This is a genomic window from Candidatus Defluviilinea gracilis, from assembly GCA_016716235.1.
GTDB classification, from domain to species: domain Bacteria; phylum Chloroflexota; class Anaerolineae; order Anaerolineales; family Villigracilaceae; genus Defluviilinea; species Defluviilinea gracilis.
Genome location: JADJWS010000007.1, coordinates 212,606 through 237,349 on the forward strand (window position 1 = coordinate 212,606; position 24,744 = coordinate 237,349).

General features: G+C 56.3%; 20 protein-coding genes and 1 tRNA gene. 15 read left to right on the forward strand and 6 right to left on the reverse strand.

The annotated features are described in order from the left end of the window. Positions 1–83: 83 nt before the first annotated feature. Together IPM31_19005 and IPM31_19010 are read left to right on the forward strand one after the other, a co-directional pair. Positions 84–809 carry a CDP-alcohol phosphatidyltransferase family protein gene (locus IPM31_19005; GenBank protein MBK9009062.1) on the forward strand — a complete coding sequence of 242 codons (726 nt, stop codon included), beginning with the start codon at positions 84–86 and terminating at the stop codon, positions 807–809. 4 nt (positions 810–813) lie between these two features. After that, positions 814–1,251 carry a GNAT family N-acetyltransferase gene (locus tag IPM31_19010; protein MBK9009063.1) on the forward strand — a complete coding sequence of 146 codons (438 nt, stop codon included), beginning with the start codon at positions 814–816 and terminating at the stop codon, positions 1,249–1,251. 4 nt (positions 1,252–1,255) lie between these two features. Here IPM31_19010 and IPM31_19015 read toward each other — a convergent pair whose 3' ends face one another. Both IPM31_19015 and yqeC read right to left on the reverse strand, forming a co-directional pair. Then, positions 1,256–1,852, reverse strand: a complete 597-nt coding sequence (locus IPM31_19015) for a nucleotidyltransferase family protein (GenBank protein ID MBK9009064.1) — start codon at positions 1,850–1,852, stop codon at positions 1,256–1,258. After that, positions 1,849–3,273, reverse strand: coding sequence for a putative selenium-dependent hydroxylase accessory protein YqeC (yqeC, locus tag IPM31_19020; GenBank protein MBK9009065.1), 1,425 nt, complete (start codon positions 3,271–3,273; stop codon positions 1,849–1,851). The genes IPM31_19015 and yqeC overlap by 4 nt, the downstream gene beginning before the upstream one ends. 88 nt (positions 3,274–3,361) lie before the next feature. Here yqeC and IPM31_19025 point away from each other — a divergent pair, with 88 nt between their 5' ends. The 13 genes from IPM31_19025 to tatA all read left to right on the forward strand — a co-directional run bounded on the left by IPM31_19025 (position 3,362) and on the right by tatA (position 14,544). Beyond that, entirely contained in the window at positions 3,362–4,930 is a 1,569-nt protein-coding gene (locus IPM31_19025) for a hypothetical protein (protein MBK9009066.1), read from the forward strand. Position 4,931: 1 nt separating this feature from the next. Next, positions 4,932–5,366, forward strand: coding sequence for a hypothetical protein (locus IPM31_19030; protein ID MBK9009067.1), 435 nt, complete (start codon positions 4,932–4,934; stop codon positions 5,364–5,366). Positions 5,367–5,570: 204 nt separating this feature from the next. Next, positions 5,571–5,643 (forward strand) — tRNA-Arg (locus tag IPM31_19035). A 52-nt stretch (positions 5,644–5,695) separates the two neighbouring features. Beyond that, positions 5,696–6,100 carry an Hsp20/alpha crystallin family protein gene (locus IPM31_19040; protein MBK9009068.1) on the forward strand — a complete coding sequence of 135 codons (405 nt, stop codon included), beginning with the start codon at positions 5,696–5,698 and terminating at the stop codon, positions 6,098–6,100. A gap of 88 nt (positions 6,101–6,188) precedes the next feature. Beyond that, entirely contained in the window at positions 6,189–8,705 is a 2,517-nt protein-coding gene (gene lon, locus IPM31_19045) for an endopeptidase La (protein MBK9009069.1), read from the forward strand. Then, complete coding sequence (locus IPM31_19050) at positions 8,677–9,030, forward strand: response regulator (protein MBK9009070.1); 354 nt, start codon at positions 8,677–8,679, stop codon at positions 9,028–9,030. Before lon ends, IPM31_19050 begins: the two co-directional genes overlap by 29 nt. Beyond that, a complete protein-coding gene (locus IPM31_19055; GenBank protein ID MBK9009071.1) occupies positions 9,027–9,521 on the forward strand; it encodes a MogA/MoaB family molybdenum cofactor biosynthesis protein in 495 nt (164 codons plus the stop codon). Before IPM31_19050 ends, IPM31_19055 begins: the two co-directional genes overlap by 4 nt. Before the next feature lie 72 nt (positions 9,522–9,593). Further along, positions 9,594–10,151: an elongation factor P gene (gene efp, locus IPM31_19060; GenBank protein ID MBK9009072.1), complete on the forward strand. Its 558-nt coding sequence runs from the start codon at positions 9,594–9,596 to the stop codon at positions 10,149–10,151. A gap of 99 nt (positions 10,152–10,250) precedes the next feature. Continuing rightward, a complete protein-coding gene (locus IPM31_19065) occupies positions 10,251–10,580 on the forward strand; it encodes a hypothetical protein (GenBank protein ID MBK9009073.1) in 330 nt (109 codons plus the stop codon). A 31-nt stretch (positions 10,581–10,611) separates the two neighbouring features. Next, positions 10,612–11,814 (forward strand): HAD hydrolase-like protein, encoded by a 1,203-nt coding sequence (locus IPM31_19070; protein ID MBK9009074.1) that lies wholly within the window; start codon positions 10,612–10,614, stop codon positions 11,812–11,814. A gap of 70 nt (positions 11,815–11,884) precedes the next feature. Further along, a complete protein-coding gene (gene fabF, locus IPM31_19075; GenBank protein MBK9009075.1) occupies positions 11,885–13,123 on the forward strand; it encodes a beta-ketoacyl-ACP synthase II in 1,239 nt (412 codons plus the stop codon). 68 nt (positions 13,124–13,191) lie between these two features. Then, entirely contained in the window at positions 13,192–14,295 is a 1,104-nt protein-coding gene (locus IPM31_19080; protein ID MBK9009076.1) for a ketoacyl-ACP synthase III, read from the forward strand. 57 nt (positions 14,296–14,352) lie between these two features. Beyond that, on the forward strand, positions 14,353–14,544 hold the full coding sequence (gene tatA / locus IPM31_19085) for a twin-arginine translocase TatA/TatE family subunit (GenBank protein MBK9009077.1): 192 nt from the start codon (positions 14,353–14,355) through the stop codon (positions 14,542–14,544). A 140-nt stretch (positions 14,545–14,684) separates the two neighbouring features. On the opposite strand, the gene IPM31_19090 is transcribed toward tatA, so the two are convergent. From IPM31_19090 to IPM31_19105, 4 genes are all read right to left on the reverse strand, one after another. After that, on the reverse strand, positions 14,685–15,326 hold the full coding sequence (locus IPM31_19090) for an MgtC/SapB family protein (protein ID MBK9009078.1): 642 nt from the start codon (positions 15,324–15,326) through the stop codon (positions 14,685–14,687). A 9-nt stretch (positions 15,327–15,335) separates the two neighbouring features. Beyond that, positions 15,336–17,393, reverse strand: a complete 2,058-nt coding sequence (locus IPM31_19095; protein ID MBK9009079.1) for a thioredoxin domain-containing protein — start codon at positions 17,391–17,393, stop codon at positions 15,336–15,338. A gap of 393 nt (positions 17,394–17,786) precedes the next feature. Then, positions 17,787–20,372 (reverse strand): sortase, encoded by a 2,586-nt coding sequence (locus IPM31_19100; protein ID MBK9009080.1) that lies wholly within the window; start codon positions 20,370–20,372, stop codon positions 17,787–17,789. Positions 20,373–20,416: 44 nt separating this feature from the next. Next, the gene (locus tag IPM31_19105; protein MBK9009081.1) at positions 20,417–24,613 is read right to left on the reverse strand and encodes a DUF11 domain-containing protein; all 4,197 of its coding nucleotides are present in this window, start codon (positions 24,611–24,613) and stop codon (positions 20,417–20,419) included. Positions 24,614–24,744: the final 131 nt, after the last annotated feature.

A 24,744-nucleotide genomic window follows, 5' to 3' on the forward strand; every position in this document is an offset into this window, starting at 1 on the left:
TAATTGCGCCAAGATCGCGTTCGAGACGCAGTGCAACTGCGGTTTGAACGTATGGATGCAATCTAATTTCTTTGAGGTGACGCATGTTCGAGAGACTTCCGCTTTGGCTTCGCAAAACTTTGGCATGGAGCGTTCATTTATTCACGGCGACGGGCGCGGTGTGGGGATTCCTAACCCTGCTTGCGATCTGGGAATCGAATTTCAAACTTGCCATCGTGTACATCGTCATCGCCATGCTCGTGGACGGGTTCGACGGCATGTTGGCGCGTTTATTTCACGTGAAGGAATATGCCCAGGGCGTGGACGGCGGCTTGATGGACAACATCATTGATTATTTGAATTATGTCGTTGTCGCGGCGTTGTTGTTGATCCGCGTGGATGGTTTGATGCCCGCAGGCTTTGCGATGGCGGCGGCGATTTCGATTCTGCTCACCTCCGCGTATCAATTCACGCAGACCGACGCGAAGTCCGACAGCAACACGTACTTCTTCAAAGGCTTTCCGTCGGTGTGGAATTTTCTCGTCGTCTACATGATGCTGTTGGGGTTGAATCCCTGGGTCAATCTTGCGTTGCTTGTCTTGTGCAACATTCTGGTCTTTGTGCCTGTCAAATATCTTTATCCCTCCCGCAACACCCGTCTGCGCCGCTTCACGCTCGGCTTCACCTATCTGTATGCCGGGCTGGGCGTTTGGGCGCTTCTGCAATACCCCAACGTGCCTGAATGGGTCGCGCCCGCGTCGTTTGTGTATGTGGCATATTACGCGCTGTTGAGTTTCTTCCCCAAGTTTGGGACGCCGAAGACCGCATAAAACGATGTTGATCGAAAAGGTCACTGAAGTTTCCGACGAACTCCTTACGGCATCCTCCCGTTTGATTCTCCAGTTAGCGCCCGAAAAAATTCCCCCAACCCGAGATGAATTAACAGCCATCCTCAATACTCCCGTCACATCGCTGTTGGTCGCGCGTCCATCCAATGAAAGCCATGAAATTGCGGGGATTTTGACTTTGATCATCTATCGCGTTCCCACAGGGGCGCGAGCCGTCATCGAAGATGTTGTTGTGGATGAACATCATCGCAACAAGGGAATTGCCAAAGCGATGATGACCCGCGCGATCGAGTTGGCGCGCGAGGCGGGGGCGGACAATATCTCATTGACCTCGAACCCAAAACGCGAAGCGGCAAATTTGTTGTATCAACGCATGGGGTTTCAACGACGCGAAACGAACTTATATATCTTGCGCTTGAAATAAAATTCTACGGTTTGTGCGTTCGATATTGTTCGGGCGTATCCAGATCGGCAAGAATTCCCTCATCGTCAACCTCAACATACTTGATTTGATCCGCGCGCGCGTTCAAAAAATCCCTCGGCGTTTGCGGCGCGCGCATGGCAAGCATCTCGCCCCACAACGATTCATCCACCAGCCACGGATGTCCCCTCCGCATGTGATAACTCGGAACCACCAGCGGATTCCCAGTTTCCTTGAACATTTCGCACACCCTCCACACGCTTCCCTCGCGGACTTGAGGCTGGTCGCCCAGCGCGATCAATGCCGCGCTTGAATCTTTCTCCGCCAAGTCACGAAGCCCACATTGAATCGACGATAACATTTCGCCCTCAACAAATCCCTCGTTGAATACACTGCGCGCTGGACAACTCGTCTGCGCGACTGCAACGATCTTCTCAACTTCATCCCTTGCCGCCCCCGTCACTACAACAATATCTTCGACTCCCGCATTTGCAAAAACTGAGATGACATGTTCAAGCACAGTCGTCTTTCCCCACTTCAACAACATTTTCGGCTGACCCATCCGCTTCGATTCGCCCGCGGCGAGGATGATCGCTGAGATCATAACGTCTCATCTGCTAACAAGCGTTGATAATGTTCGGGCGTGTCCACGTCAAGCAAGAGACGGTCATCATGCCAGGGGAGATATTCCACTTTGTGTTTATGGAAAATAGCGCGTCCGCCCGTGTCGCCTTCGAGAGTCAATAAGTCGGCGAATGTTCTGCGGTCAAACAGCACGGGATTCGCGCGGCGATCCATCACCATCGGCGCGACGATGGGGTACAAACCTTCCGCGTGTTTCTCGGTCAACGCCTGCAAAATGGATGTCGTGATCTGCGGCTGGTCAACGAGCAGGAAGATTGCGGAACCGACCCCCTCTGCCACTCGCTCCGCTCGGGCACCTCCCCCAAATCCGACATGAGATGATTCCCGATGATCAAAATTTCCATGTCGTATTTGGGGGAGGCTGGGAGGGGGTGTGAGGGAGAGAATCCCCGCCCGAATCGAACTCGCCTGCCCGCTTTTCCATTCGTTGTTCCTGACGATCTTCACAGCCAAATCTTTCACCGCCGATTCAACTTGTTCCGCGTTTGCGCCTGTGACAACAACCAGCGGTGAAAGCCCCGCCTCGAGCGCTCTCTTCGCCACCGCGCGCACGAACGGCTCGCCTTTCCAATCCAATAATTGTTTCGGCTCGCCGTATCTCGAAGATTCTCCCGCCGCGAGAATGATCCCCGCGACAGGCTCGTGCGCCGCGAAGATTTTTCCCTGCTCCAGACTTGCAATGACAACGGAGTGATATTTAGAAAGCAACATCTTGGTCATTGCCCTTGCGCTGGCTTGCAGTTCGGGAGTATCTGCCTGATTGAATAAAACAGTCCGCCGCGCATGGGCGGGAGTATTTTTCAAACTACTTTTGTCATGCAAGAGGGCGCGAGTCAATGAATTCGATTCGATGATCTGTCCAACTTCTGTGTCGCTTAATTCTGCAAATATTTCTGGACGATGGATATATTCCTCGGTCAATGGCTTGCCTAAGCCTGATAACCCGACAACAGTCACAACATGCTCAACAAAATCAGGGATGGGAGGCTCATGCTCCGCCCAGCCTTTCAACAGTCTTTGCCGCGAGCCATCCGCCTCGATCAGGAGCGGAATGGAATGTTGCAAGCATAATTCACGAAGCGATTCAATAATTTCATGGTTCACAGGTTGAAATTTGTCGTCCTTTGCTTCGCCTGTAATCAACATGACCCCGTCTAAATCTTTTTTGAGATTCACCAAATCGCTTTGAGAGGTCGCAACAATGTGCCTGTCTGCAAGCGGAATCTGCCACGCCCCCAAATGCGACGTGGCAGTGACGATCACCGGCGGCTTCCATTGCCTCGCCAGTTGAAACAGCGCGGTCGTCTTTCCGCCCGACCCGACACATGCGATGCAATTCGATTCGTCAACGCGCAATGCCTGCGCCAGCGTAAAATTCATGGCGAAATTATACATCTTCACTTAAGGTACGGTATAATACTGCCCGGCGAAAACGATTTGCGCCGAAAAAAATTCCTCAAGGCATGGTATGGTAAGCAACTTACTCGAATCCCTCGATACATGGGCTGAAATTCAGATCACCCGGCAAGACGTTGAATTCCTGCACAACTATTTATTTGAACACGAGACCCCTCTCACCGCGCGCGAACTCGCGCTGGTGTTGATCCACGAGCGCAACCGCGCTGAACGCGCCGCGGTCCGCAAACAACAAGAGGGGAGCGGAAAGGTCTACTTCCCGAAAGATTCTCATCAGGTGGGCGAGGCGCTCGTCTTCCCCGCGCTGGCATGGAAGCATGGGAAAGTCTCCGAGGTGCGAGCCGGCATACATCCAGAAAGAAGCGGGTTTAACGTCCTCACTGTAGACTTCGACGATGGCGCCCGTCGTATGTTTGCGTCGAATCTGCCAACTCATTTGTTGAACGATAAGCCCGTCACGGTTGAGAACGAAGGCTTTGAACCCGATGCGATCATGCAAGAACATGGAAGCGAGATCGAGGGGAAACTTGAGGCGGCATTCGGCGACGACGACCAGTTGATCCGAATTGCGGGCAGGTGGTTCCCCCGCGCCTTGCTGGTGGATGTGAACGAGGGCAACCTCAATCTGGCGGAAGCCGTGCTGGATATGTCCGGTGGCGAACCGCTGCCCGCCTCCGCGCTTCTCAAGGATGTTGCTTTGCCGGACGGCGTGAATCCCAAATTGGCTGAATTCTCTCTCAATCTTGCGTTGCAAGAAGACGGCCGCTTCGACGAAGTGGGTCCCGCCGGTGAAGTGTTGTGGTTCCTCAAACGCTTGGAACCCGAAGAAGTGCGTAACACGCCGGCGTTCTTGCAATATCATCCCGTCGAGCATGATCGCGCTTTGCTCGATCAACAAATGCTCGATCTGGAAGCGCAACTGGACGATGAGTTAAGTGAGGTGGAGGAAAAACCCGATTCTCACCTCAAGGAAGTTTCGATCGCGCTCATCTACCCTCATCTCCGGGCCGGGACTTTGCCCGTCTCGGCGCGCGTTCGATCGTTTTTCCCAACCGCATACGAGACTCCCCGGGTTCGGTTTACGCTGGTTGATGGGAAGACGCGTCAGAGAATCCCCGCGTGGGTCGTGCGTGAGAATCGCTATGTCTTCGGTCTGCGCGAGTGGTACAAAGCCAATGGGCTGATACCGGGCAGTCTCGTGCGAATCCGCCGAGGCGATGCGCCCGGCGAAGTCGTCATCGAAGCGCGGACGTATCGCGCCACCAAAGATTGGATGCGCACAGCCATCGTCGGCGCGGATGGGGGCATCGTTTTCGCCATGTTGAAACAAGCCGTCTCTGCCGAATTCAATGAACGCATGGCGTTCGCCATCCCTTCGTTCGACGCGGTGGATACATTGTGGAAGCAGGATTCAAGGCGTTCTTTTGAAAAACTGGTTGCGGATTTGACTCGCGAGCTTTCCAAATTAACCCCGCAAGGGCATGTGCATGCGCAAGAGTTGTATTCTGCGGTGAATATTGTCCGCCGAACGCCGCCCGCTCCCTTGCTGGCTTTGTTGGCGAGTAAACCTGAGTTCGTTCACGTTGGCGACCTGCATTTCCGGATGAGCGAGGGAGAATAGCATGACCGAAGCAAAACGGTTCAGCCTTGTTAAGCCGACAGCAGAAACCCCGTTCCATATCGATTTCGAGTGGTGGAAGAAAAACGAGCGCGACTGGCATGTATACCTGCGGTCTTTGCTTTGCGCCGAGCATCGTGAAGCCTTTATGGATGTGGAAGAGGGTCAAGTCATCGACTGGGTGGACCCGATTACCGCCGAAGTGAAGCAGGTGGAAGGCGTCCAGAACGCTTTGATGTCGCACTGTGTCAAACAGCCGGACTTTCTCACCGAACAGACGGCTCTCGTGGAGGCGGTGTTCCGCCTGTTTCTGACGAACGGCAACATACCGATGTCTTCCAAGGATTTAGGCGCGCGGTTAAACCGCCCGCCTGAAACGATCTTGCGAACCCTCGCTGGCCCGCGCGTGTATAAAGGCATCCGTCCGTCCGCGTCCTGATCTTTGTCTCAGTTTCACCGTCTTTTTGTGCGCGGATTTCACGGGGACACCACGGATGAAGGTTTGGATCACGGTTTTTTCGTGAGCATCAGTGAAATCCATGGCGCCCGTGTTCTAAAGGGTGATGTAGGAAACAGTCTCTCAGGGGAACCGCTTGGCGTGATTTGCATCCTTGAGCGCGACGTAATACAATAGAGTTACAACGCCCCCGTAGCTCAATGGACAGAGCGCCAGCCTTCTAAGCTGTCGGTTGCGGGTTCGATTCCCTCCGGGGGCGCCTCCAAACATGATATTCAGCGGTTACTGCCGGTTCCGGCAAGGAGTGCGCCATGACCACGATTGTTCGTAAATCCTATCCCTCCACCATCGAAGTTCGCCGAGACATCCTGCATGCCATTCACTGGCAGGTGCGCTCGAGCGTGTGGCATCCGCCCACCGATGTGTACGAGACAGAAGACGACTTCATCGTGAAGGTTGAAATTGCGGGGATGCGCGATGAAGACTTCACCGTGGCGGCGGAAAATCGATTGTTGCGAATCGAAGGCGTTCGCCCCGATCCGGCCGGGCGCCGAGCCTATCATCAGATGGAAATCCTTTCAGGAAAATTTGAGATCGACGTGGAACTCATCGTTCCGGTGAATATGGAGTCGGCGTCGGCGGAATATAAAGACGGCTTGCTTACGATTATCCTCCCAAAAACAAAACATCAACCATACAACAAGGCGGATGAATAACATCATGCCTGCCTCGCGCTGGAACTCCAACTTCAACGAACTCTATACGTGGATCGGCGATACGGACGATGAATTGCTTTCCATGATCATGCCATCGCTGTTTTCGCGCTCGCCGAAAAAAGAGGGCGGCAACAAAGATGAACCCGTCGAGGTTTCTGAGCGGGGGCAATTCCCGGATGTGCTTCCTATTTTGCCATTGCGCGGCGTGGTGGTCTACCCGAATACGGCAGTTCCATTGACGGTCGGTCAGCCGCGCTCGATTCGCTTGGTCGATGAAGTGGTAGGCGGGGATAAACTGGTTGGACTTGTGGCGGCCACCAACCCCGAGTTGGAAACCCCCTCGCCAGCGGATCTATACCGGATCGGGACGATTGCCACAGTCCATCGGCTTTTGCGCGCCCCCGATGGGACGATCCGCTTGCTGGTGCAGGGGATGGCTCGTTTTCGACTTGGCGAATTTGTGCAAGAGGAGCCTTATCTCAAGGCGCGTATTGAACTTGCCCCCGAGCATGTGGAACAAGGGTTGGAGATCGACGCGCTGGCGCGTAATGCCCGCGACCAATTCCAACAGATCACCCAAATGATCCCCTCTTTCCCGGAGGAGTTGGCAGGTTCGATCACCTCTGTGGAAGACCCCCTGCAAACCGCATACACGATCGCTAACTTTCAGCGCATGGAATTGAAAGACGCGCAAGAAATCCTCGAGATTGATTCGGTTGCCGAGAAATTGAAAAAATTGGTCGGCTTGTTGGTGCGCGAAGCCGAAGTGCTTTCGCTGGGGCAAAAGATTCAAAACGAGGCGCGCGGCGAGATCGAAAAAGTTCAACGCGATTACTTCCTGCGCGAGCAAATGAAAGCCATTCAAAAAGAATTGGGCGAAAAAGACGAACAAGCCGCCGAAGTGGATGAGTTTCGCAAAAAGATCGAAGAGGCGAAAATGCCCGAGGAGGCGGCGAAGCAGGCGTCCCGTGAGTTGGAACGTTTGTCGCGTCTGCCGACTGCCGCGGCGGAATACGGAGTCATCCGCACGTATCTCGATTGGCTGGTGGCGATCCCGTGGGCGAAAGCCACAGACGATAATCTTGAAATTGCGCACGCGCGAAAAATTTTAGACCAGGACCATTACGGACTTGAAGACGTCAAAGAACGCATCCTGGAATTTCTTGCCATTCGCAAATTGCGGCTCGACCGCAAAGATGAAATAAAAACGCCGTCGGACGATACGATTCGACGCGAGCGCGAAGGCGTGATCCTTTGCTTTGTGGGACCGCCCGGGGTCGGCAAGACCTCGCTGGGTCAATCTATTGCGCGCGCGATGGGGCGCAAGTTCGTGCGCGCCTCGCTGGGCGGCGTGCGCGACGAAGCCGAGATTCGCGGGCATCGCCGCACGTACATCGGCGCGATGCCGGGGCGCATCTTGCAATCGCTGCGCCGGATCGAATCGCGCAACCCGGTCTTCATGCTCGATGAAATTGATAAACTCACGTTCGATTTTCACGGCGACCCGGCTTCGGCTCTGCTCGAAGTTCTCGACCCGGAGCAGAACAGCGAATTCCGCGATAACTATCTCGAAGTTGCCTACGATCTTTCGCAGGTCTTCTTCGTGACCACCGCCAATACGCTGGAGACAATCCCGCGTCCGTTGCTCGACCGCATGGAGATCATTTCGCTTTCGGGGTATACCGAAAAAGAAAAGATCGCCATTGCCAAAGGATATTTGATCCCGAGACAGATCCGCGAGAACAGTTTGCGCGAGAACGAAATTTCATTTTCCGACGATGCTTTGCAAAATATCATCCGCGAATACACGCGCGAGTCGGGCGTCCGCAATTTGGAGCGCAAGATCGGCGCGGTGTGCCGCAAGGTTGGCACGCGCATTGCCGAAGGGAAACTGAAGAAAGTGAAGATCGTTCCGAGTCTGATCGAGGAATATCTCGACCATCCGATCTTTCACGGGACGGAGGAACTCAACCGCCGCATTTCGATCCCGGGCGTGGTGCCCGGGCTGGCGTGGACTCCGTACGGCGGCGATGTGCTGTTCGTCGAAGCGACGAGCATGCCCGGCGGCAAAGGCTTTCAAGTGACCGGCTCCATTGGCAACGTGATGAATGAGTCGGCGCGGGCGGCTTTATCGTACGTGCGTTCCCGCGCGAGCGCGCTGGGCTTGGACGATGAATTCTTCAACAAGTCGGATATCCACATGCATATCCCCTCCGGCGCCACGCCCAAAGACGGTCCCTCCGCCGGAGTCACGATGGCGACCGCGCTGGTGTCGTTGGCGTCGGGGCGCAAGGTCAAACCGAACGTCGGGATGACCGGCGAGATCACCCTGCGCGGGCAGGTTCTGCCGATCGGCGGCGTCAAAGAAAAAGTGCTTGCCGCGCATCGCAACGGTCTGCGGACGATCATTTTGCCGAAGTATAACGAGCAGGATGTGGAAGATGTGCCGGACGAGATCAAAGACACCATGAAGTTTGTGTATGTCGAAACGGTCGACGACGTGCTCGGCTCTGCCCTGGAAAACGGAAAAACAACTTCGGCAATTAAAAGCCGCAAAAATGGTAAAGTAAAACAACATGTCAAAAATTCTCCTCGCCGAAGATGATCACACCATGGTGTCGCTCCTTCAAACGCTTCTGAAAATGGAAGGCTTTGAAGTGGTCACTGCCGATGTCGATTCCGATGTGCCCGCGCTGGCAATGCGCGAAATGCCCGATGTGCTTTTGATGGACGTGCATCTCGGACAGCATAGCGGCATCGAAATTGTGGAGGCGATCCGCAGGCATGATACGCTTGCCGACCTCCGCATCATAATGACCTCCGGGCTGAACATGAAAGATGAGTGCCTGAAACACGGGGCAAACGACTTTCTGCTCAAGCCATTCATGCCAGACGACTTGCTCACCCTGATCAAGAAAAACGGCGCATGACGCTTCGATTTGGGATCCTGACTCTCTCCGACCGGTCCGCGCGCGGCGAACGCGAAGATTCGTCCGGTCCAGCGCTGGCGCGTCGTATCGACGGGGAGGGCTGGCTCGCCCGTAGGCAGTTAATCCTCCCCGACGAAGAATCCTCCATTCGTGAGACCCTCGCCCAATGGGCAGACTCCGGCGAGTTCGACGTGATCCTCACCACCGGCGGAAGCGGCTTTGCCCCGCGCGATGTGACGCCCGAAGCCACGCGCGCGGTCATCGAACGAGAAGCGCCCGGTCTTGCCGAAGCCATGCGCGCCGCCTCGCTCAAAAGCACTCCACATGCCATGCTCTCGCGCTCTGTTGCCGGCATCCGCAAGCGGAGCGTCATCATCAACCTGCCCGGCAGCCCAAAAGGCGCGGTGGAAAATTTGGAAGCCGTGATCCCGGCCCTGCCTCATGCCGTTCAGTTATTGCAAGATAACCCCGAATCGGAAACGAGTCACTGATTTCCGCTTTTTTCTTGTAGTATAATCCCGCCGCTTCTAAAGAATTTCAAACCCTAAAAGGAAAGTGCGCGCATGATCGACGTCAACGAATTACGCAAAGGAGTCACCTTCGAATTGGATGGCGGACTCTACAAAGTGCTGGACTACAGCCACAATAAAACGGGGCGCGGCAATGCCAATATCCGCATTAAAGCGCGGAATCTGCTCACGGGCGCGAACATCGAGCGGACTTTCAACTCCGGCTTATCGGTGCAGGATGTGAGGCTCGATTTTCACAACGTCTCTTATTTATATAACGACGGCGAGTTCTATCATTTCATGGATAACACAACGTTTGAGCAACCCGCCGTCAGCGCCAAGATGCTCGGCGAGACCGCGCTCTACCTCAAAGAAGGCATGGAAGTGAAACTCACGTTTTACAACGATGCCCCACTCGATGTGGAATTCCCCTCCACAGTGGATTTGAAAGTGATCGAAGCCGAAACCGCCATTAGGGGCGACACCGCTACCGGTGTGACGAAGAAAGTCAAGACAGAAACAGGGCTTGAAGTGCAGTGCCCTCAATTTGTGAAAGTGGGCGATGTGATTCGAGTTAATACCGAGACCGGCGAGTACACCACCCGCGTGTAGCCCTTCCTGAAAAAGCCATCAACGTGAGCGAGCGGCTGAGGTAAGTATCCTGCCTGCTCGCTCATCGTTTATTTAGATTTCGAGCCTATACTACCAAGCATGAAGACACCTTTTGGCGCAGAATGCCCGCATTTTTATAGCGATTACTTCCGTGGTCGAAACGTGGAGGAATGCCGGCTGCTGAAGTCTGCCGGACAGATGTGGTCGCGCGACTTGTGTAAATTTTGCCCTGTGCCGGAAATTTCGCGGGCAAACGCCTGCGAATATATGAAGCTTACGGCAAAAGTTGGGCGTCCCCTTTCGGCGGCGTTTATGCGCCGGGTGCAGGTTTCAGCCTATTGCGAGAAATCACGGAAACAAGCGCCAGAGCCGCAAGTGGGGTGCGGGGAATGTCACACGTTGCCGTTCAAATTTGAAATCAAACCCTGAGATTTACGGGGGATCAACCTTGAAAAACTCCATGTCATTGACTCTGTTGCTCGACCTAGACGATACCCTGCTCAACACAAACCTGCCGGCGTTCATGCCCGCCTATTTTCAGGCATTGGCTGATCACGTGTGCGGTCACGTCCCATCCGATAAACTTTTGCGGGCGTTAATGAACGGGGTAAACCGCATGAACGAAAATGAAGACCCGCGCAAAAGTTTGCGCGAGGTCTTTGAATTGTATTTTTATCCCGCCCTGGGAATTCCCGCAAGCGACTTGCGCGAGGTTCTGGAGGATTTTTACGAAAGGATCTTTCCATCGCTTCAACCGCATACTTCGCCGATGCCCGGCGTAACCGAGTTTGTGGACTGGGCGGCGGCTTTCGCTGTGCATGTTGCGATCGCAACCGACCCGTTGTTCCCGCTCAAAGCAACGCATCAGCGTCTGCGCTGGGCTGGTCTGGACCCCGAGCGTTTCCAACTGGTTTCGGCCTTCGAGGATTTTCATTTCAGCAAATCGCACCCGGCCTATTATGCCGAGGTGTTGGGACGCATGGGCTGGCCGGATGGACCAATTCTCATGGTGGGCAACGACCCCTCGCGCGATATTGTCTCCGCGCACCGGCTGGGGTTGAAGACATTTTTCATCGAAGGCGAAGCAGGTTCCACACCGGGTGTCGAGGCGGGCCGAGGACGGTTGAGTGACGCGCGTCTCTGGCTGGAATCCAGCGAACGGTCTGCGCTTGAGCCGTCGTTCAAATCCCGCGATGCGGTGTTGGGAATTCTGGAATCTACACCGGCGGTCTTGAATCATTTTCTCGGCTTGTTGCGTGAGGATGACTTGAAACGCGAACAGGCGCGCGGCGATTGGGCAATGAATGAGATTGCCTGTCATTTGCGCGATACCGAGCGCGAGGTGCACGCCCTGCAACTTGAATTGATGCTGGAAAAAGCCGATGCGTTTATTCCACGGCCGGAAACGAGCGTATGGGCGAGCGAACGCGATTACTTGTTGGAGAATGCCTGCGCGGCGGGCGTCGAATTTGCGGACGCGCGCGTGGAGTTGTTGGCGCGTGTGAAATCTCTGCCGGAGGAACTGTGGTCGCGCCCGGCGCGTCATGCTATTTTTGGACCGACGAACTTCGGTGAAGTGTTGGGTTTTATGGCAGATCATGACCGGTTGCACTTGCAACAGGCGTGGAAGACCGTGCAGACCCTGCGTGGGGAACGTGTCTAATTGAGCGGGTGCGTGTTGTAATGCGCATGCCTTCTGAAACGTGGAGGCAATCCGGCGAAGGAGAAACTAAATGAGGAAACGCGTTGTCGTCACGGGGATGGGCTGTATCAGCCCTGTGGGGAATACTGTGGAAGAAACCTGGTCCGCTTTGCTCGCCGGGAAATCGGGCGCGGGCGCGATCACTCGTTTTGATTCCAGCAAGCATAAGACGCGGTTCGCGGCAGAGGTAAAAGGGTTTGATGCGGTCGCTGAATTTGGCGCGCGCGAGGCTCGCAAGATGGATCGCTTTACGCAGTTTGCCATGGTGGCTGCCGCTCAGGCGCTTGATCAGGCGGGGTTGAAGATCGACGATTCAAATCGAGACCGGATTGGCGTGCTTATCGGGACGGGAATCGGCGGGGTTGGCACGATGATGGAGCAGGCTGATATTCTGCGCGAACGCGGCGCGGACCGCGTCAGCCCGTTTCTGATCCCGATGATGATCTCGGATAGCGCGGCGGGGATGCTTGCCATTCGCGTCGGCGCGCGCGGGCCGAATATGTCGCTTGCCACTGCCTGCGCGTCTGGAAACAACGCCATCGGCGAAGCCGTGGAAATGATTCGGCGCGGCGCGGCGGATGTGATGATCGCGGGCGCGTCCGAAGCGGCGCTGGCGCCAATCACCATTGCCGGCATGAACGTGATGGGCGCGTTATCCACCCGAAACGACGACCCGCTTACCGCCTCCCGCCCGTTCGACAAGACGCGCGATGGTTTTCTGATGGGGGAGGGCGCGGGCATGTTGATCCTGGAAGAGGTCGAATATGCCAAAGCGCGCGGGGCGACCATTCTCTGTGAAATCTCCGGCTACGGAACAACCGACGATGCGCACCATATCTCGGCGCCGGCGGAGAATGGCGCAGGCGCCGCAATTTCCATGAAGTTGGCGCTCGAAAATGCGGAACTTTCCCTGACGGATATTCACTACATCAACGCGCATGGCACGTCCACCACGTTGAACGATAAGAGCGAGACCGCCGCCATCAAGAGTGTTTTTGGCGAACAGGCGTACGCGATACCGGTCTCGTCTACAAAATCGATGACCGGGCATTTGCTGGGCGCTTCGGGAGCGGTGGAAGCGATCTTTACAATTCAGGCGATCCGCGAGTCGATGTTGCCTCCGACGATCAATTACAGCACGCCAGACCCGGAGTGCGATTTGGATTACGTTCCCAACCAAGCGCGCGGCGTTGCGGTGAAACATGCCTTATCCAATTCGTTTGGGTTCGGGGGGCATAACGCCACGCTGGCGATCAGTCGTTACGAGTAAAAACCGATGATGTTGGGTGACGGCAAATTTATTTATGCCGCGACTCATGTTTTTTGCAGGAGAAAGCAATGCCCTACGCACACATAACAGGATGGGGAATGGCGGCGCCCGAAGGGGTGATGACCAACGACGATCTTGCCAAAATCGTCGACACGAACGATCAATGGATTCGCGAACGAACCGGGATTCGCGAACGGCGCATTGCTGGCGCAACGGACTTCACCTCCACGTTGGCGGTGGAGGCTTCGATCAAGGCGCTCAAGGTGGCGAATGTGCGCCCGACAGATATTGACCTGATCATTTGCTCCACATCCACGCCCGAGTATATGTTCCCCGCAACCGCGTGTTTGATTCAAGACCAACTCGGCGCGACCAAAGCGGGAGCCTTTGATCTGCTTGCCGCATGCACGGGATTCATCTATGCTTTGAATATGGGCGCGCAGGCGATCCGCAGCGGATCGATCAAAACCGCGCTGATCATTGGCTCTGAAACTCTTTCCCGATTTGTGAACTGGAAAGATCGGAACACATGTATTCTGTTTGGAGACGGCGCGGGCGCGTTCGTTTTACAGGCTAGCGAACGACCCGGCGGCGTGCTTTCTGCTGTGATGCATTCAGACGGCTCCGGCGGCGACCTGCTCACTTTACCCGCTGGGGGGAGCCGCTTCCCGGCGACCGAGTCTACTGTCCATGAGGGTTTGCATTGCATCAGAATGGACGGCAAAGAAGTCTTCCGCTTTGCCACGCGCGTCATGGCATCCGCCACGCTGGAGGCGCTCGATGCGGCGGGACTGAAAGTGGAAGATATTAAATGGATCGTGCCGCATCAGGCGAATATCCGTATTATCGAAGCGGCGGCGCGCGGACTCAAACTCCCGATGGAGAGGTTTGTCGTCAATCTCGACCGGTACGGAAATACCTCCACTGCCTCCATCCCAATCGCGATGGTGGAAGCGATCGAAAAAGGGCAGATCAAGGAGGGAGAAAAACTCGTGATGGTGGGGTTTGGCGCGGGTCTCACATGGGGCGCGCTAGCCGCCGAATGGACGGGACCGCTTCCCAGTAAAGGACACGTTCGTCCCGAGCAATATCGCAGGTTGGGTCGCGTGCGTTCGCTGGTGCGACGCGCCATCCGCTTCATTGAGGGCTTACTGTATCGCCGCGAACTATAATGGTGAATTAATCGCGACTGTGGTACGATACAGCCGAAATCAGTAAAGGAGTACTACATGCTTGGATTACCACGCGGCGCTGAATGGATCATCATCCTGGTGATCGTCATCCTGCTCTTCGGTCCCGGGCGCATCGGCAAAATTGCCGGCGAACTCGGCAGGGGCATCAAGTCTTTTCGCGAGGGGTTGAGCGAAGGCAAACAGGATGCGGAAGACGCAGATTCAAATAACAGCGCGGAAACAAAATAAAACAACAGGCTCTCGTGTGAGAGCCTGTTGTCATTTCTCGGCAAGGATGCGCAAGTGAGAGAGTTTGCGCGCCGCTGTTTTTTGTGAAAAGATTGAGTAACAGATGTTGCGCAGGTTAGCCGCAGACTGCGTAAGGCGAGTTAGTAATCAAACTCTTTGACAGACTTATCTTTCATCAACATCTCCACAAACTTCTTTTGGTTTTTTGGCGAGCCGATCACCTGCCATGTGCTAGTGATTGCGCTTTCCGTTTTCTGTTGGTGTGATTCGATGGCTTTGAGCGAGCACTCTTCAAGCGCCTGTTGAATCTTCTCGATCCCTTTTGCGTTTCCCAATCCAATAACCACTTTGTACGTGCGCGCTTCGCGGATGCGGTCGATGCGCCGCTCGACAAGAGGGAAGAAAAATAATACGATCAGCACAACGCCTGTAGAGACCAGCATAAACACCAACTCGCCCGCGCCGATGCCCATGCCCAGCGCCGCAGAGAGCCAGATCGTCGCCGCGGTGGTCAAGCCGCCGATTTTGCCGTGTTCGCGGATGATCGCGCCCGCGCCGAGGAAGCCGATGCCCGTCACGATGTTCGCGGCGATGCGCGTTTGCGTGTTGCCGGGGTCGAGGGTGAGCGAAAGGATGGTGAATAACGTCGAGCCAACGGTGATCAGAATGATGGTTCGGAAGCCGGCGGCTTTGTCTTGGTATTCGCGTTCCGCGCCGATCAGCCCCCCGACCAAAACTGCCATGCCAAGTTTGACAAGATTGTCAGTGAGTATTGGGTCCATGCGCTAATTTTACAACAACTCTTTTAATTCCGCGATTGATGTGACGGGGTTTTTGCAAACGAATCCCTCGCACACATAGGCGGTTGGCTTTCCATTTTTCAGCGGGCGTTCCTTCAACAGCGCCGGCGCATCGTTCGACGGCGGATAGGCGGATGCGGCGACGATGACGTTCGGCCTAAAAGCGGATCGGACGACGCGCGCCAACTCATACACCTCTTCGCCGCCCGCTTCACCCACGATTGCGACTTGCTTCACCTCCCCCAGGGCGAAATCTGCCGCCGACAGCCAGCGCGCGAATGCAGTGGGGTAGCGGACAGCCATGCCCACCACAAGCCCAAGTGATTTCTCCGCGAGGTCGCGGTATTTCCCTTCGTCGGTGAATGCGGCAAGTTTGAGCAATGCTTCGCACGCCAGCGCGTTGCCCGATGGCGTGGCGTTGTCTTGCGTGTCTTTCGGTCTCAGCAACAACGTTTCGCCATGTTTTGATGTGTCGAAGAAGCCGCCAGCGGGATCGTTGAACAGTTCGATCATTTCGTCGGCAAGTTCTTTTGCGGAGGCAAACCATGTGTCGTTGAAGTCGGTTTGATACAGTTCAAGCAGACCAAGAATCAACGCGGCATAATCTTCGAGGAAGACCGCGTCGGTTGTTTTTCCATCGCGCCAACTGTGCTTGAGTTTGCCGTTGGGACGTAGTTGAGAGAGAAGAAACTCCGCATTACGTGTAGCCAATTTGGCGTATTGGGTTTGGAGTTCTGACTCACCGAAAGCCCTCGCCGCTTCTGCCATTGCCGCGAGCATGAGTCCATTCCACGAGGCGAGAATTTTATCGTCTGTGCCGGGGCGGACTCGTTTTGCGCGGGCAGATAAAAGCCGGGAGTGGCAGTCGGCTAGTTTGGAGGGGACAGCCTCCACGTCGAGTTTGAAGCGGGCGGCGAGGGAGGCGTCATCCAACGCGCGTTGCAAGACTGTTTTGCCCTCCCAATTTCCACGCGCGGTAATTCCGTACGCCGCTTCAAAGAAATCTGTATCGGTTTTTAACACAGCGCGGATTTCATCGAGTGTCCACACGTAGAATTTCCCCTCTTCATGCTCAGAGTCTGCGTCGAGCGACGAATAAAACCCGCCGTTGGGGTGAGTCATTTCGCGTTCAATGAAATTGAGCGTTTCGGCAACGACGCGCTTGAAGAACGGATCGCCCGTGATCTGCCATGCGTGCAAGTACGCGCGAGTTAATAGCGCGTTGTCGTACAGCATTTTTTCAAAGTGTGGCACGCGCCAGAAATTGTCCACGCTGTAGCGCGAGAAGCCGCCGCCGACCACATCGTACATTCCGCCGCGCGCCATGGTTCGAAGCGCGTGAATAGAGGTTTTGAGAATTGGAGAATTCTCCCAATTCTCTGATTCTCGAGCGACGCGTCTCAACAGGAATTCAACTGCCATCGGTTGCGGAAATTTTGGCGCGGAACCCCAGCCGCCGTTGCCCCAGTCGTAGTGATCGAGCAAATTCTTCACCGCCGCGTCGAGGTGTTCCTGCGTGAATCCCAAATCGGATTGCACGTTGACGCTGAGCGCTTGCTGAAGGTGATTGGAAACTTCGTCGCCAACGCGCGTGGCTTCGTTTTGTTGTTCGTTCCAAGTGCGCGCAATGCCTGCTAACACATCTTTGAACGATGGCATGTTATAGCGCGCGACGGGCGGGAAATAGGTTCCCGTAAAAAATGGCTTGAGATCGGGCGTGAGAAACACCGACATGGGCCAGCCGCCCGAACCCGTCATGGCGACCGTGGCTTGCATGTAGATCGCGTCGAGGTCGGGGCGTTCCTCGCGGTCCACTTTGATGTTGACGAAATGCGCGTTCATGAACGCGGCGGTGTCCGTATCTTCAAAGGATTCATGCGCCATCACGTGACACCAGTGACAGGCGGCGTATCCGATGCTGAGGAAGATCGGTTTGTTTTCGGCTCGGGCTTTTTTCAGCGCCTCTTCACCCCAGGGATACCAATTCACGGGATTGTTTGCGTGTTGAAGCAGGTAGGGAGAAGTTTCCGAGATCAGGTGGTTTGGCATGAGTTACCTCAGTCTTTTTTGGACACGGATCACACGGATTTCACGGAGAAAACCATTTAAAAACCCGAGTGGATCGTGTAATCCGTCGAATCTGTGTAATAAGAAACAGGTCTTGGGGTCCGTAAATTATAGGGCTTACGCAGTTGAACCTGTTGCGCCGTAGTTGCACTGCGGCGGCGGCAGTCCAACTGCCCGCCAACTGCGTAAGTCCTGATTATTAACTTCCCTCATTGACAGGAGATTGCTTCGGGAAGAACGCCCTCGCAACGACATAATGCGGGAAGTTGTTTTTTACGCGCCCTGAGTGGAAAAGAGTTGAGGTGGATTATAGTCCATGCCAATTTTCTATGGAATCAACACGGCGCTCCAAACGGAGCGCCGTGTTCGACTAGATTACCTTTCAACGCTTACCAGTACTGCCCGTATCATCAAGCGCTTTTTATACGTGTTGGTCTTGGCGTCGTACTCTTTGCATGTGAGCAATGTGAGCCACGCCTTTTCTTCATGCTTCATAACGGAGGCGTCATTCGGTTTGACGACTTCACTTCCGCGCACTTCGTAGATGAATTCCGCGCCGTACGCATGGATGATGATCTTGTCGCCGTATTTGAGGTTGCTCAAATTGAAGAACGGACCCGGCAAACCGTTATATCCGTAGACGTGTCCCGTCAGCACACTGTTGCCGTTCCAGGATGGGAACGCGCTTCCTTCCAGCCACCCGGCCTGATTCCCCAACCACGAGACATTCCACTCTCCGTTCTTGAGCGGCACGCCTACGATCGGCATCTTGATTCCCAGTGAAGGGATCTCCACGATCAGCCCGCCGGTCTGGGTATATTGTTCGGGCGCAACGTTGGACATGTCCGTCTTCACGAATGGGGCAAAGCCGGTGTCGGGCAGGTCGTTGGGGAGTCTGCCGTCGATGGTCACCGTAGCCGACACGCCATACACGTTCACGGCATCCAGCGGGTCGTACCAACGTTCTGTCGATTCGACGTTGTGAACGCTCAGTTGGACCGGCAAACCGCCCACGCCCGGGTCGATCGGCAGGGAAGTCCACGCAACGGATGCGGTGTTGGCGGCTGGCGCGCTCAGCAAGCGGGCATTAAAAGTAATGGTGGATGTTGCGCCCAGCGGGAATACATCCCATTGGAATATCAGGTTAGACGTTGCCCCCGGATAGGCAGGCGCCGCTGGGGTGGTGGGCGCAAGCCCGGCGTAGACAACCGATCCCGGCACATATTCGAGCGAGGACGGCAGGATGTCTGTCACCACTACATCGAAGGCGTCGGTTGAACTCTGAAGAGTGTGTTCGATCGACAACGTGAACTGAATCGTCGATCCCACAAGCACATTGCTGGATGGCGAAGCGGTTTTATCGATGGTCAGTTTGGGTTCTAAAATCTGCACGTTCGGGGCGCTGGTGGTGAAGGATCCGCCAGTCCACGCCCATGTGACGCTGTTATTCAAGACGCCGCCATCCTGATTCTCGATCACGTCGAGAACAATGGCGCGATAGCGCACCAGTAGGGTTGAGGGGGTAGCCTGGGCGGCAATATTCCCAATTGTGAACACCACTTGCCTGCCTGGGTTGGCGGGGTTGGTTGCCGGGTCGCCCGGGTCGGTGATCGAAGACACAGTGACAGCCGGGCAGACGCCTGCGGTCTGGTCAACACCAGCCACTTCCACATACAGACAGTCTACGAAGGCAAGACCTTTGTCCATCTGGTCGGTGATGGTCACGTTTGCTAGCGGCGTTCCAACAGGCAGGTTGATCGTCACTTCGTAGGTGATGATCTCGCCAATGGCAACATCCGTTCCGGCTGTAAAGGCTTCGCTTGTGGAAGCAATGGATTTGACAAAACCTCCGCTGTTGCCAACGAAGCCGAAGTCCACAGTGGGGTCGTAGGTGGTGCCGGTGGCATTGGTGACGGTGTTGTTGGCGGCGGCGCCAGCATTGCCCGGATTCAAAGTAGCAACCGAACTGGAGGCTTGCCCAGCGGCGGTGCCGATGCCGTTGTCGTTGTTATCAATATTTTGATTTGCATCGGTGGTATCGCCATTGTTGGCGGTGTCGACGGTGCTGGTATAACCGACGGGCGGGGTGACGCGGACGATGTAATCGCCTTCGGGGAGCCCGGAGAAGAGGTAGGTTCCAGCGACGCTGGTGGTGACGCCGCCCGCGCCATCGTCGGCGGTGCCGAGGATGCCATCGACTCCGACGGTGATTTCGGTTGTGCCATCGGCGGCGAAGAGTTGGACGGTTGCGCCAGCCAGGGGCGTTTCCCCGGCGCTGAATGCGCCGTCGTTGTTGGCGTCGATGAAGACGAGGTTGCCCAGTTGACCGCGGTAGAAGCCGAAGTCGAGGGTGCGGTTGCTTTGGTTGTCCGGAGATTCGCCGGGCGGGTTGGTGGGATCGGCGTCCGCGTCGATGGTGGGTTCGACGGTACCCGGTCCGAGGGTGACCGCGCCGCTGATGACCGCGCCATTGAAGGCGCCGGCAGTTTGGCGGGTGCCGTTGTCGTCGCTGTCGATGTTGTTGTCGGGATCGGGGGCGGCGGTTTCGGTCGCGCTTCCGGTTCCGTTGAGGGTGGTGCCGCTGCTCCAGTAGCCGGTCAAGACGCCGCCGTTGAGTTGGCTGGAGGGGATGACGACTACGTAGTCGCCCGCGCCCAGGTTGTCGAAGCGGTAGTAGCCGCCATTGGCGGTGACCGCCGTCCCGAGGGAGGCGCCGGTTGGATTCCCGCCCGCGTCTGCCGCGTAGAGTTCGACGGTCACGCCGTCGACGCCGACTTCCGTCCCGTTGATCGCGCTGGAGTTGTCGGTGTCGAACCAGACGCGGTTGCCGAGGCTGAAGAGAGGCGCGGAGAAGCCGAAGTCGAGGGTGGGGTCGTAGGTGGTGCCGGTGGCGTCTGTGACGCTGTTGTTTGTGGCGGCGCCCGCGCTGCCGGGGTTCAATGTGACAGGATTGCTCGACACGGCTCCACTGCCTGTGCCCACGCCGTTATCGTTATTGTTGATGTTCAGATCGGGATCGGTGGTATCGCCATTGTTGGCGGTGTCGACGGTGCTGGTATAACCGACGGGCGGGGTGACGCGGACGATGTAATCGCCTTCGGGGAGCCCGGAGAAGAGGTAGGTTCCAGCGACGCTGGTGGTGACGCCGCCCGCGCCATCGTCGGCGGTGCCGAGGATGCCATCGACTCCGACGGTGATTTCGGTTGTGCCATCGGCGGCGAAGAGTTGGACGGTTGCGCCAGCCAGGGCGTTTCCCCGGCGCTGAACGCGCCGTCGTTGTTGGCGTCGATGAAGACGAGGTTGCCCAGTTGACCGCGGTAGAAGCCGAAGTCGAGGGTGCGGTTGCTTTGGTTGTCCGGAGATTCGCCGGGCGGATTGGTGGGATCGGCGTCCGCGTCGGTGGTGGGTTCGACGGTACCCGGTCCGAGGGTGACCGCGCCGCTGATGACCGCGCCATTGAAGGCGCCGGCAGTTTGGCGTGTGCCGTTGTCGTCGCTGTCGATGTTGTTGTCGGGATCGGGGGCGGCGGTTTCGGTCGCGCTTCCGGTTCCGTTGAGGGTGGTGCCGCTGCTCCAGTAGCCGGTCAAGACGCCGCCGTTGAGTTGGCTGGAGGGGATGACGACCACGTAGTCGCCCGCGCCCAGGTTGTCGAAGCGGTAGTAGCCGCCATTGGCGGTGACCGCCGTCCCGAGGGAGGCGCCGGTCGGATTCCCGCCCGCGTCTGCCGCGTAGAGTTCGACGGTCACGCCGTCGACGCCGACTTCCGTCCCGTTGATCGCGCTGGAGTTGTCGGTGTCGAACCAGACGCGGTTGCCGAGGCTGAAGCGGGGAAGCACTGTTAACGTGTCGGTGGCGGGGTCGTTGTTGGTGATGCCTCCATTGGCAGTCAGCGCGCCGGCGGGGATGGTGTTCACGTAGGTGCCGGGGCGAGTGCTGATCACGTCAACGGTGATTATGCAACTATCACCGGGAGAGCCAAGCGCCGCCAAGCCGCCGCCGCTTAATTGAATGGTTTGCGCGCCGGGAACAGCGGTAAGCGTTCCTCCGCAATTGTTGGTTGCGTTGGCGGGGTTGGCAACTTCCAAGCCATCGGGCAGGGTGCCGGGCAAGTTGTCTGCCAGTCCCATGTTTACGACCGGTACGTTGCTTGTGTTGCGGATGGTAATCGTCAGGGTGGACGGCTGGCTGGTCAACACTTGCGCCGGATTAAAGCTCTTGGTAACGCTTACGCCCGGCAAGTTGGTGAGGGATGCTTGTGTGGGGTCGGCGTTGCTAACTCCGTTGAAGGTGGTGACGGACCCGGCGGGAATTCGATTCGTGAGATTCCCGTTGACGTTCATTACAACGCGCAGAGTGAGCGTGCAGGATGAACTCGGCGGCAAAACTCCTCCGCTGAAGGAGAAGGATGAGTCGCCGGGGTTGCCGGTCAGAACGCCGCCACAAGTTCCGGTGTTGAACGTGACCGGGTTGGCGAGTTGCATACCGGCGCCAAGCAGGGTCATGTCATCGGTGAAGGCGATGCCCGTCAAGGTTGCGGTGGTGTTGGGATTAATCAACTGAACGCTCATGGTGGAGTAGGCGCCGCCGTACACCAACACGGGGTTAAATCCTTTGACGATGCCCATGGTCAGGTTTTGGATGGCAAGGAATGCCGATGCGGCTAGCCTCGGCTGGATCACAGTTCCGGTGCTTTGAACAGTGCCGGAAACATTCGCAACGGGAATGGTGTTGGTCTGTGTGCTTGGCGAGCCAGGACTGCTATCTAACCCAACCACATCCACTGTAATGGTGCATAAGCCCGGCACGCCTCCCACTTGGGCGGGAACTGTGCCACCGGTCATAAGAACCTGATTGGAGCCGGGATTCGCCGTGATCGCTCCGCCGGTGCACGTTGTGCTGGCGTTAGGCACTGCGGCAACGCGGATACCGTCGGTGGGGGTGCCGGGCAAGTTGTCGGTCAACGTGACGTTAATCAGAGGCGAATTGGTTGTGTTTTCCAAGGTGATCGTCATTGTGGACGATCCGCCGGACTGCACAGTTGTCGGGTAGAAGGCCTTGGTAACGTTTAGGCTCGTAACGCGGATGGTTGCAGATGTAGGAGTAAGGTTGGAACGCCCTTCGATTGTGGTGATTGCGTTTGCGGGAATCGTGTTCGTGTAAGTCCCCGGCGCTGTGGAGGTAACCCAAACATCAAAAAAACAACTGAGTCCCGCGGCAAGCACATCAGCCCCTGTATTCGTAAAGGTGATGGTATTGGTTCCATTGACAGCGGTCAGTGTTCCACCCGGGCAGTTTTCGGTCGGCACAGGGGGATTGGCGACAACCAAACCCGGCGGCAGATTGTCGGTGAGGTTGATGCCCGATATGGAAATATCGGCTGGCGCCGCGATGGTAATACGCAGACGGCTTGTCTGTCCGGGCGAGATGGGGTTGGTTTGGAATGCCTTGAGAATCCCTACCGGGAGATTGGCGGAATTAACAACGACCAGGTCTGGATTCGTGCTGAACCCGGCATTGCCTACCCCTTGGTTATTTGCTATCGAGTTGGCGGCAATCGCGTTATCATATGAACCGGCCGTGTTGCTTGTGATCGTGAAGACAATGGTACAACTTCCGTTGGCAGGTATGGTGCCGCCGGTCAGAGTGACCGAATTGACTGTATTGGTCACCGCTCCGCCGCACTGCGGGCTTGCGGGCGCGACTGAGACTGTAAGCCCTGCGGGTAGCCCGTCGGTAAAGGTGACGCCTGTTAGCGGAGTACTGCTTCGGTTGGTTAAAGTGATGGTTACTGTGCTCGTGCCGCCGACAACGATCGTCGCGGGCGAGTAGGCTTTCGCGCCAACCAAGGCGGCATTGATCGTCAAGGAGGCGGTGGCGGGCAGGAGGTTCGTGATAGGCTGGTCGGCAGTTAATGTATTAGGGGGGATTGTGTTGGTACGGGTACCGGATATCGTCAATGCGGCTTGCACAGGGATGGAGATGACACAGGTTCCAACGGGCGTGGGTGGCGTTGCGCTGGCGGGGATGGTTCCGCCTGAGACGTTGATCAATGTGGCGCCGACTACATGATTAATAGTAAAGCCGCAGGTGTTTGCGCTTGGAGCGCCAGCAATTGTGATGCCTGCCCCCATGGTCGTCAGGTTATCGGTGATTGCCACGCCGGTGTAAGGCGCGCCGGTTGGGTTTTGCAGGGTAATCGTGAGGGTGCTGGTATCGCCGGCGTCGATTGTCGCCGGTGAAAAAGCTTTCGTAATCCCCACCGGCTGAACGTTTAAGTTTGCCGAGGCGGGAGTATTGTTAGTAACGCCCTGGTTGGTCTGAAGAGAGCCGGGTCCGCCGGGTCCGGCGGGGATTGTGTTGGTATATTGCCCGGACGCGCCGGTAACGTTGACTGCCACAAGACAATCCTGGGCGGGCGTGACTGTGGCATTGTTAAGGGTGATCGTCGTTCCTCCCGACGGCGCGGATGCTGTGCCGGGTCCGCAGTTGGAAAGGGTTAATCCGTTGGGTGTGGCAACGATCAAGCCGGCGGGCAGGGTGTCGGTGTAGGTCGCGCCGGTCAGATTCGTGTCCGCGTCGTTGTTGTTGAGGCGAATCGTTAATACGCTGTTCTGTCCGACAAAAATAGTATTAGGCGCAAAACCCTTGCTGAGAGAGGGAGGCGATACGGCAATGACTGTGATCGTAGCGCTGGCGGGTGTGGTGTTGGTGATGTTCACGATCGTGCCGCCGTCATTCCCTTGTGAATTTAGGTTCCCAGAGGGGATGGTGTTAATCAAGTTGCCGGGCGTCACAGAGGAAACGTTGACCTCCACATAGCACTGACCCGGCGTAGCCCCCACCTGAGGCGGAACAGTTCCGTTGGCGAGGGAGAGAGTCGTTGTGCCCGGAACGGCAGTCACATCGCCGATCGCGCCGCAGGTATTCACCACGTTGGCTGGGTTGGCGATAAATAAGCCTGGTTGTACCCCGATGAGGTTGTCTGTCCAGCTGGCGTTTGTCAATGGGAAGATGTTCGGGTTGAAGATGGTCACCCGCATGACAGACACGCCGCCCGCGTCGATTTGAAGCGGCGTAAACTGTTTGTTGATCTCTGCAGGCAATGAAGCCGCGTAAACATTCTGGGGACGCAGGAAGGTCGCCGCCAGTAACAAGGCGATCAGGCATCGGCGCAGGATCAAAGTAAATTTGAACGTGGTCATTATTTTTCTCCACTTTTGATTTTCCGGGTGATGGAGAGAATGATTGCGTGTCGGCATTGCTACTCATTTGACCGTGGCTTTGTTTGATTAATATAATGAAATGATGAAAATTGAATGACGATCAATTCAAA

What these genes read in the sequence shown, in the direction of transcription:
- IPM31_19005 (MBK9009062.1), top strand. Translation starts at nt 84, where the DNA reads ATGTTCGAGAGACTTCCGCTTTGGCTTCGCAAAACTTTGGCATGGAGC.
- IPM31_19010 (MBK9009063.1), top strand. Translation starts at nt 814, where the DNA reads ATGTTGATCGAAAAGGTCACTGAAGTTTCCGACGAACTCCTTACGGCA.
- IPM31_19015 (MBK9009064.1), bottom strand. Translation starts at nt 1,852, where the DNA reads ATGATCTCAGCGATCATCCTCGCCGCGGGCGAATCGAAGCGGATGGGT.
- yqeC (MBK9009065.1), bottom strand. Translation starts at nt 3,273, where the DNA reads ATGAATTTTACGCTGGCGCAGGCATTGCGCGTTGACGAATCGAATTGC.
- IPM31_19025 (MBK9009066.1), top strand. Translation starts at nt 3,362, where the DNA reads ATGGTAAGCAACTTACTCGAATCCCTCGATACATGGGCTGAAATTCAG.
- IPM31_19030 (MBK9009067.1), top strand. Translation starts at nt 4,932, where the DNA reads ATGACCGAAGCAAAACGGTTCAGCCTTGTTAAGCCGACAGCAGAAACC.
- IPM31_19040 (MBK9009068.1), top strand. Translation starts at nt 5,696, where the DNA reads ATGACCACGATTGTTCGTAAATCCTATCCCTCCACCATCGAAGTTCGC.
- lon (MBK9009069.1), top strand. Translation starts at nt 6,189, where the DNA reads ATGCCATCGCTGTTTTCGCGCTCGCCGAAAAAAGAGGGCGGCAACAAA.
- IPM31_19050 (MBK9009070.1), top strand. Translation starts at nt 8,677, where the DNA reads ATGTCAAAAATTCTCCTCGCCGAAGATGATCACACCATGGTGTCGCTC.
- IPM31_19055 (MBK9009071.1), top strand. Translation starts at nt 9,027, where the DNA reads ATGACGCTTCGATTTGGGATCCTGACTCTCTCCGACCGGTCCGCGCGC.
- efp (MBK9009072.1), top strand. Translation starts at nt 9,594, where the DNA reads ATGATCGACGTCAACGAATTACGCAAAGGAGTCACCTTCGAATTGGAT.
- IPM31_19065 (MBK9009073.1), top strand. Translation starts at nt 10,251, where the DNA reads ATGAAGACACCTTTTGGCGCAGAATGCCCGCATTTTTATAGCGATTAC.
- IPM31_19070 (MBK9009074.1), top strand. Translation starts at nt 10,612, where the DNA reads ATGTCATTGACTCTGTTGCTCGACCTAGACGATACCCTGCTCAACACA.
- fabF (MBK9009075.1), top strand. Translation starts at nt 11,885, where the DNA reads ATGAGGAAACGCGTTGTCGTCACGGGGATGGGCTGTATCAGCCCTGTG.
- IPM31_19080 (MBK9009076.1), top strand. Translation starts at nt 13,192, where the DNA reads ATGCCCTACGCACACATAACAGGATGGGGAATGGCGGCGCCCGAAGGG.
- tatA (MBK9009077.1), top strand. Translation starts at nt 14,353, where the DNA reads ATGCTTGGATTACCACGCGGCGCTGAATGGATCATCATCCTGGTGATC.
- IPM31_19090 (MBK9009078.1), bottom strand. Translation starts at nt 15,326, where the DNA reads ATGGACCCAATACTCACTGACAATCTTGTCAAACTTGGCATGGCAGTT.
- IPM31_19095 (MBK9009079.1), bottom strand. Translation starts at nt 17,393, where the DNA reads ATGCCAAACCACCTGATCTCGGAAACTTCTCCCTACCTGCTTCAACAC.
- IPM31_19105 (MBK9009081.1), bottom strand. Translation starts at nt 24,613, where the DNA reads ATGACCACGTTCAAATTTACTTTGATCCTGCGCCGATGCCTGATCGCC.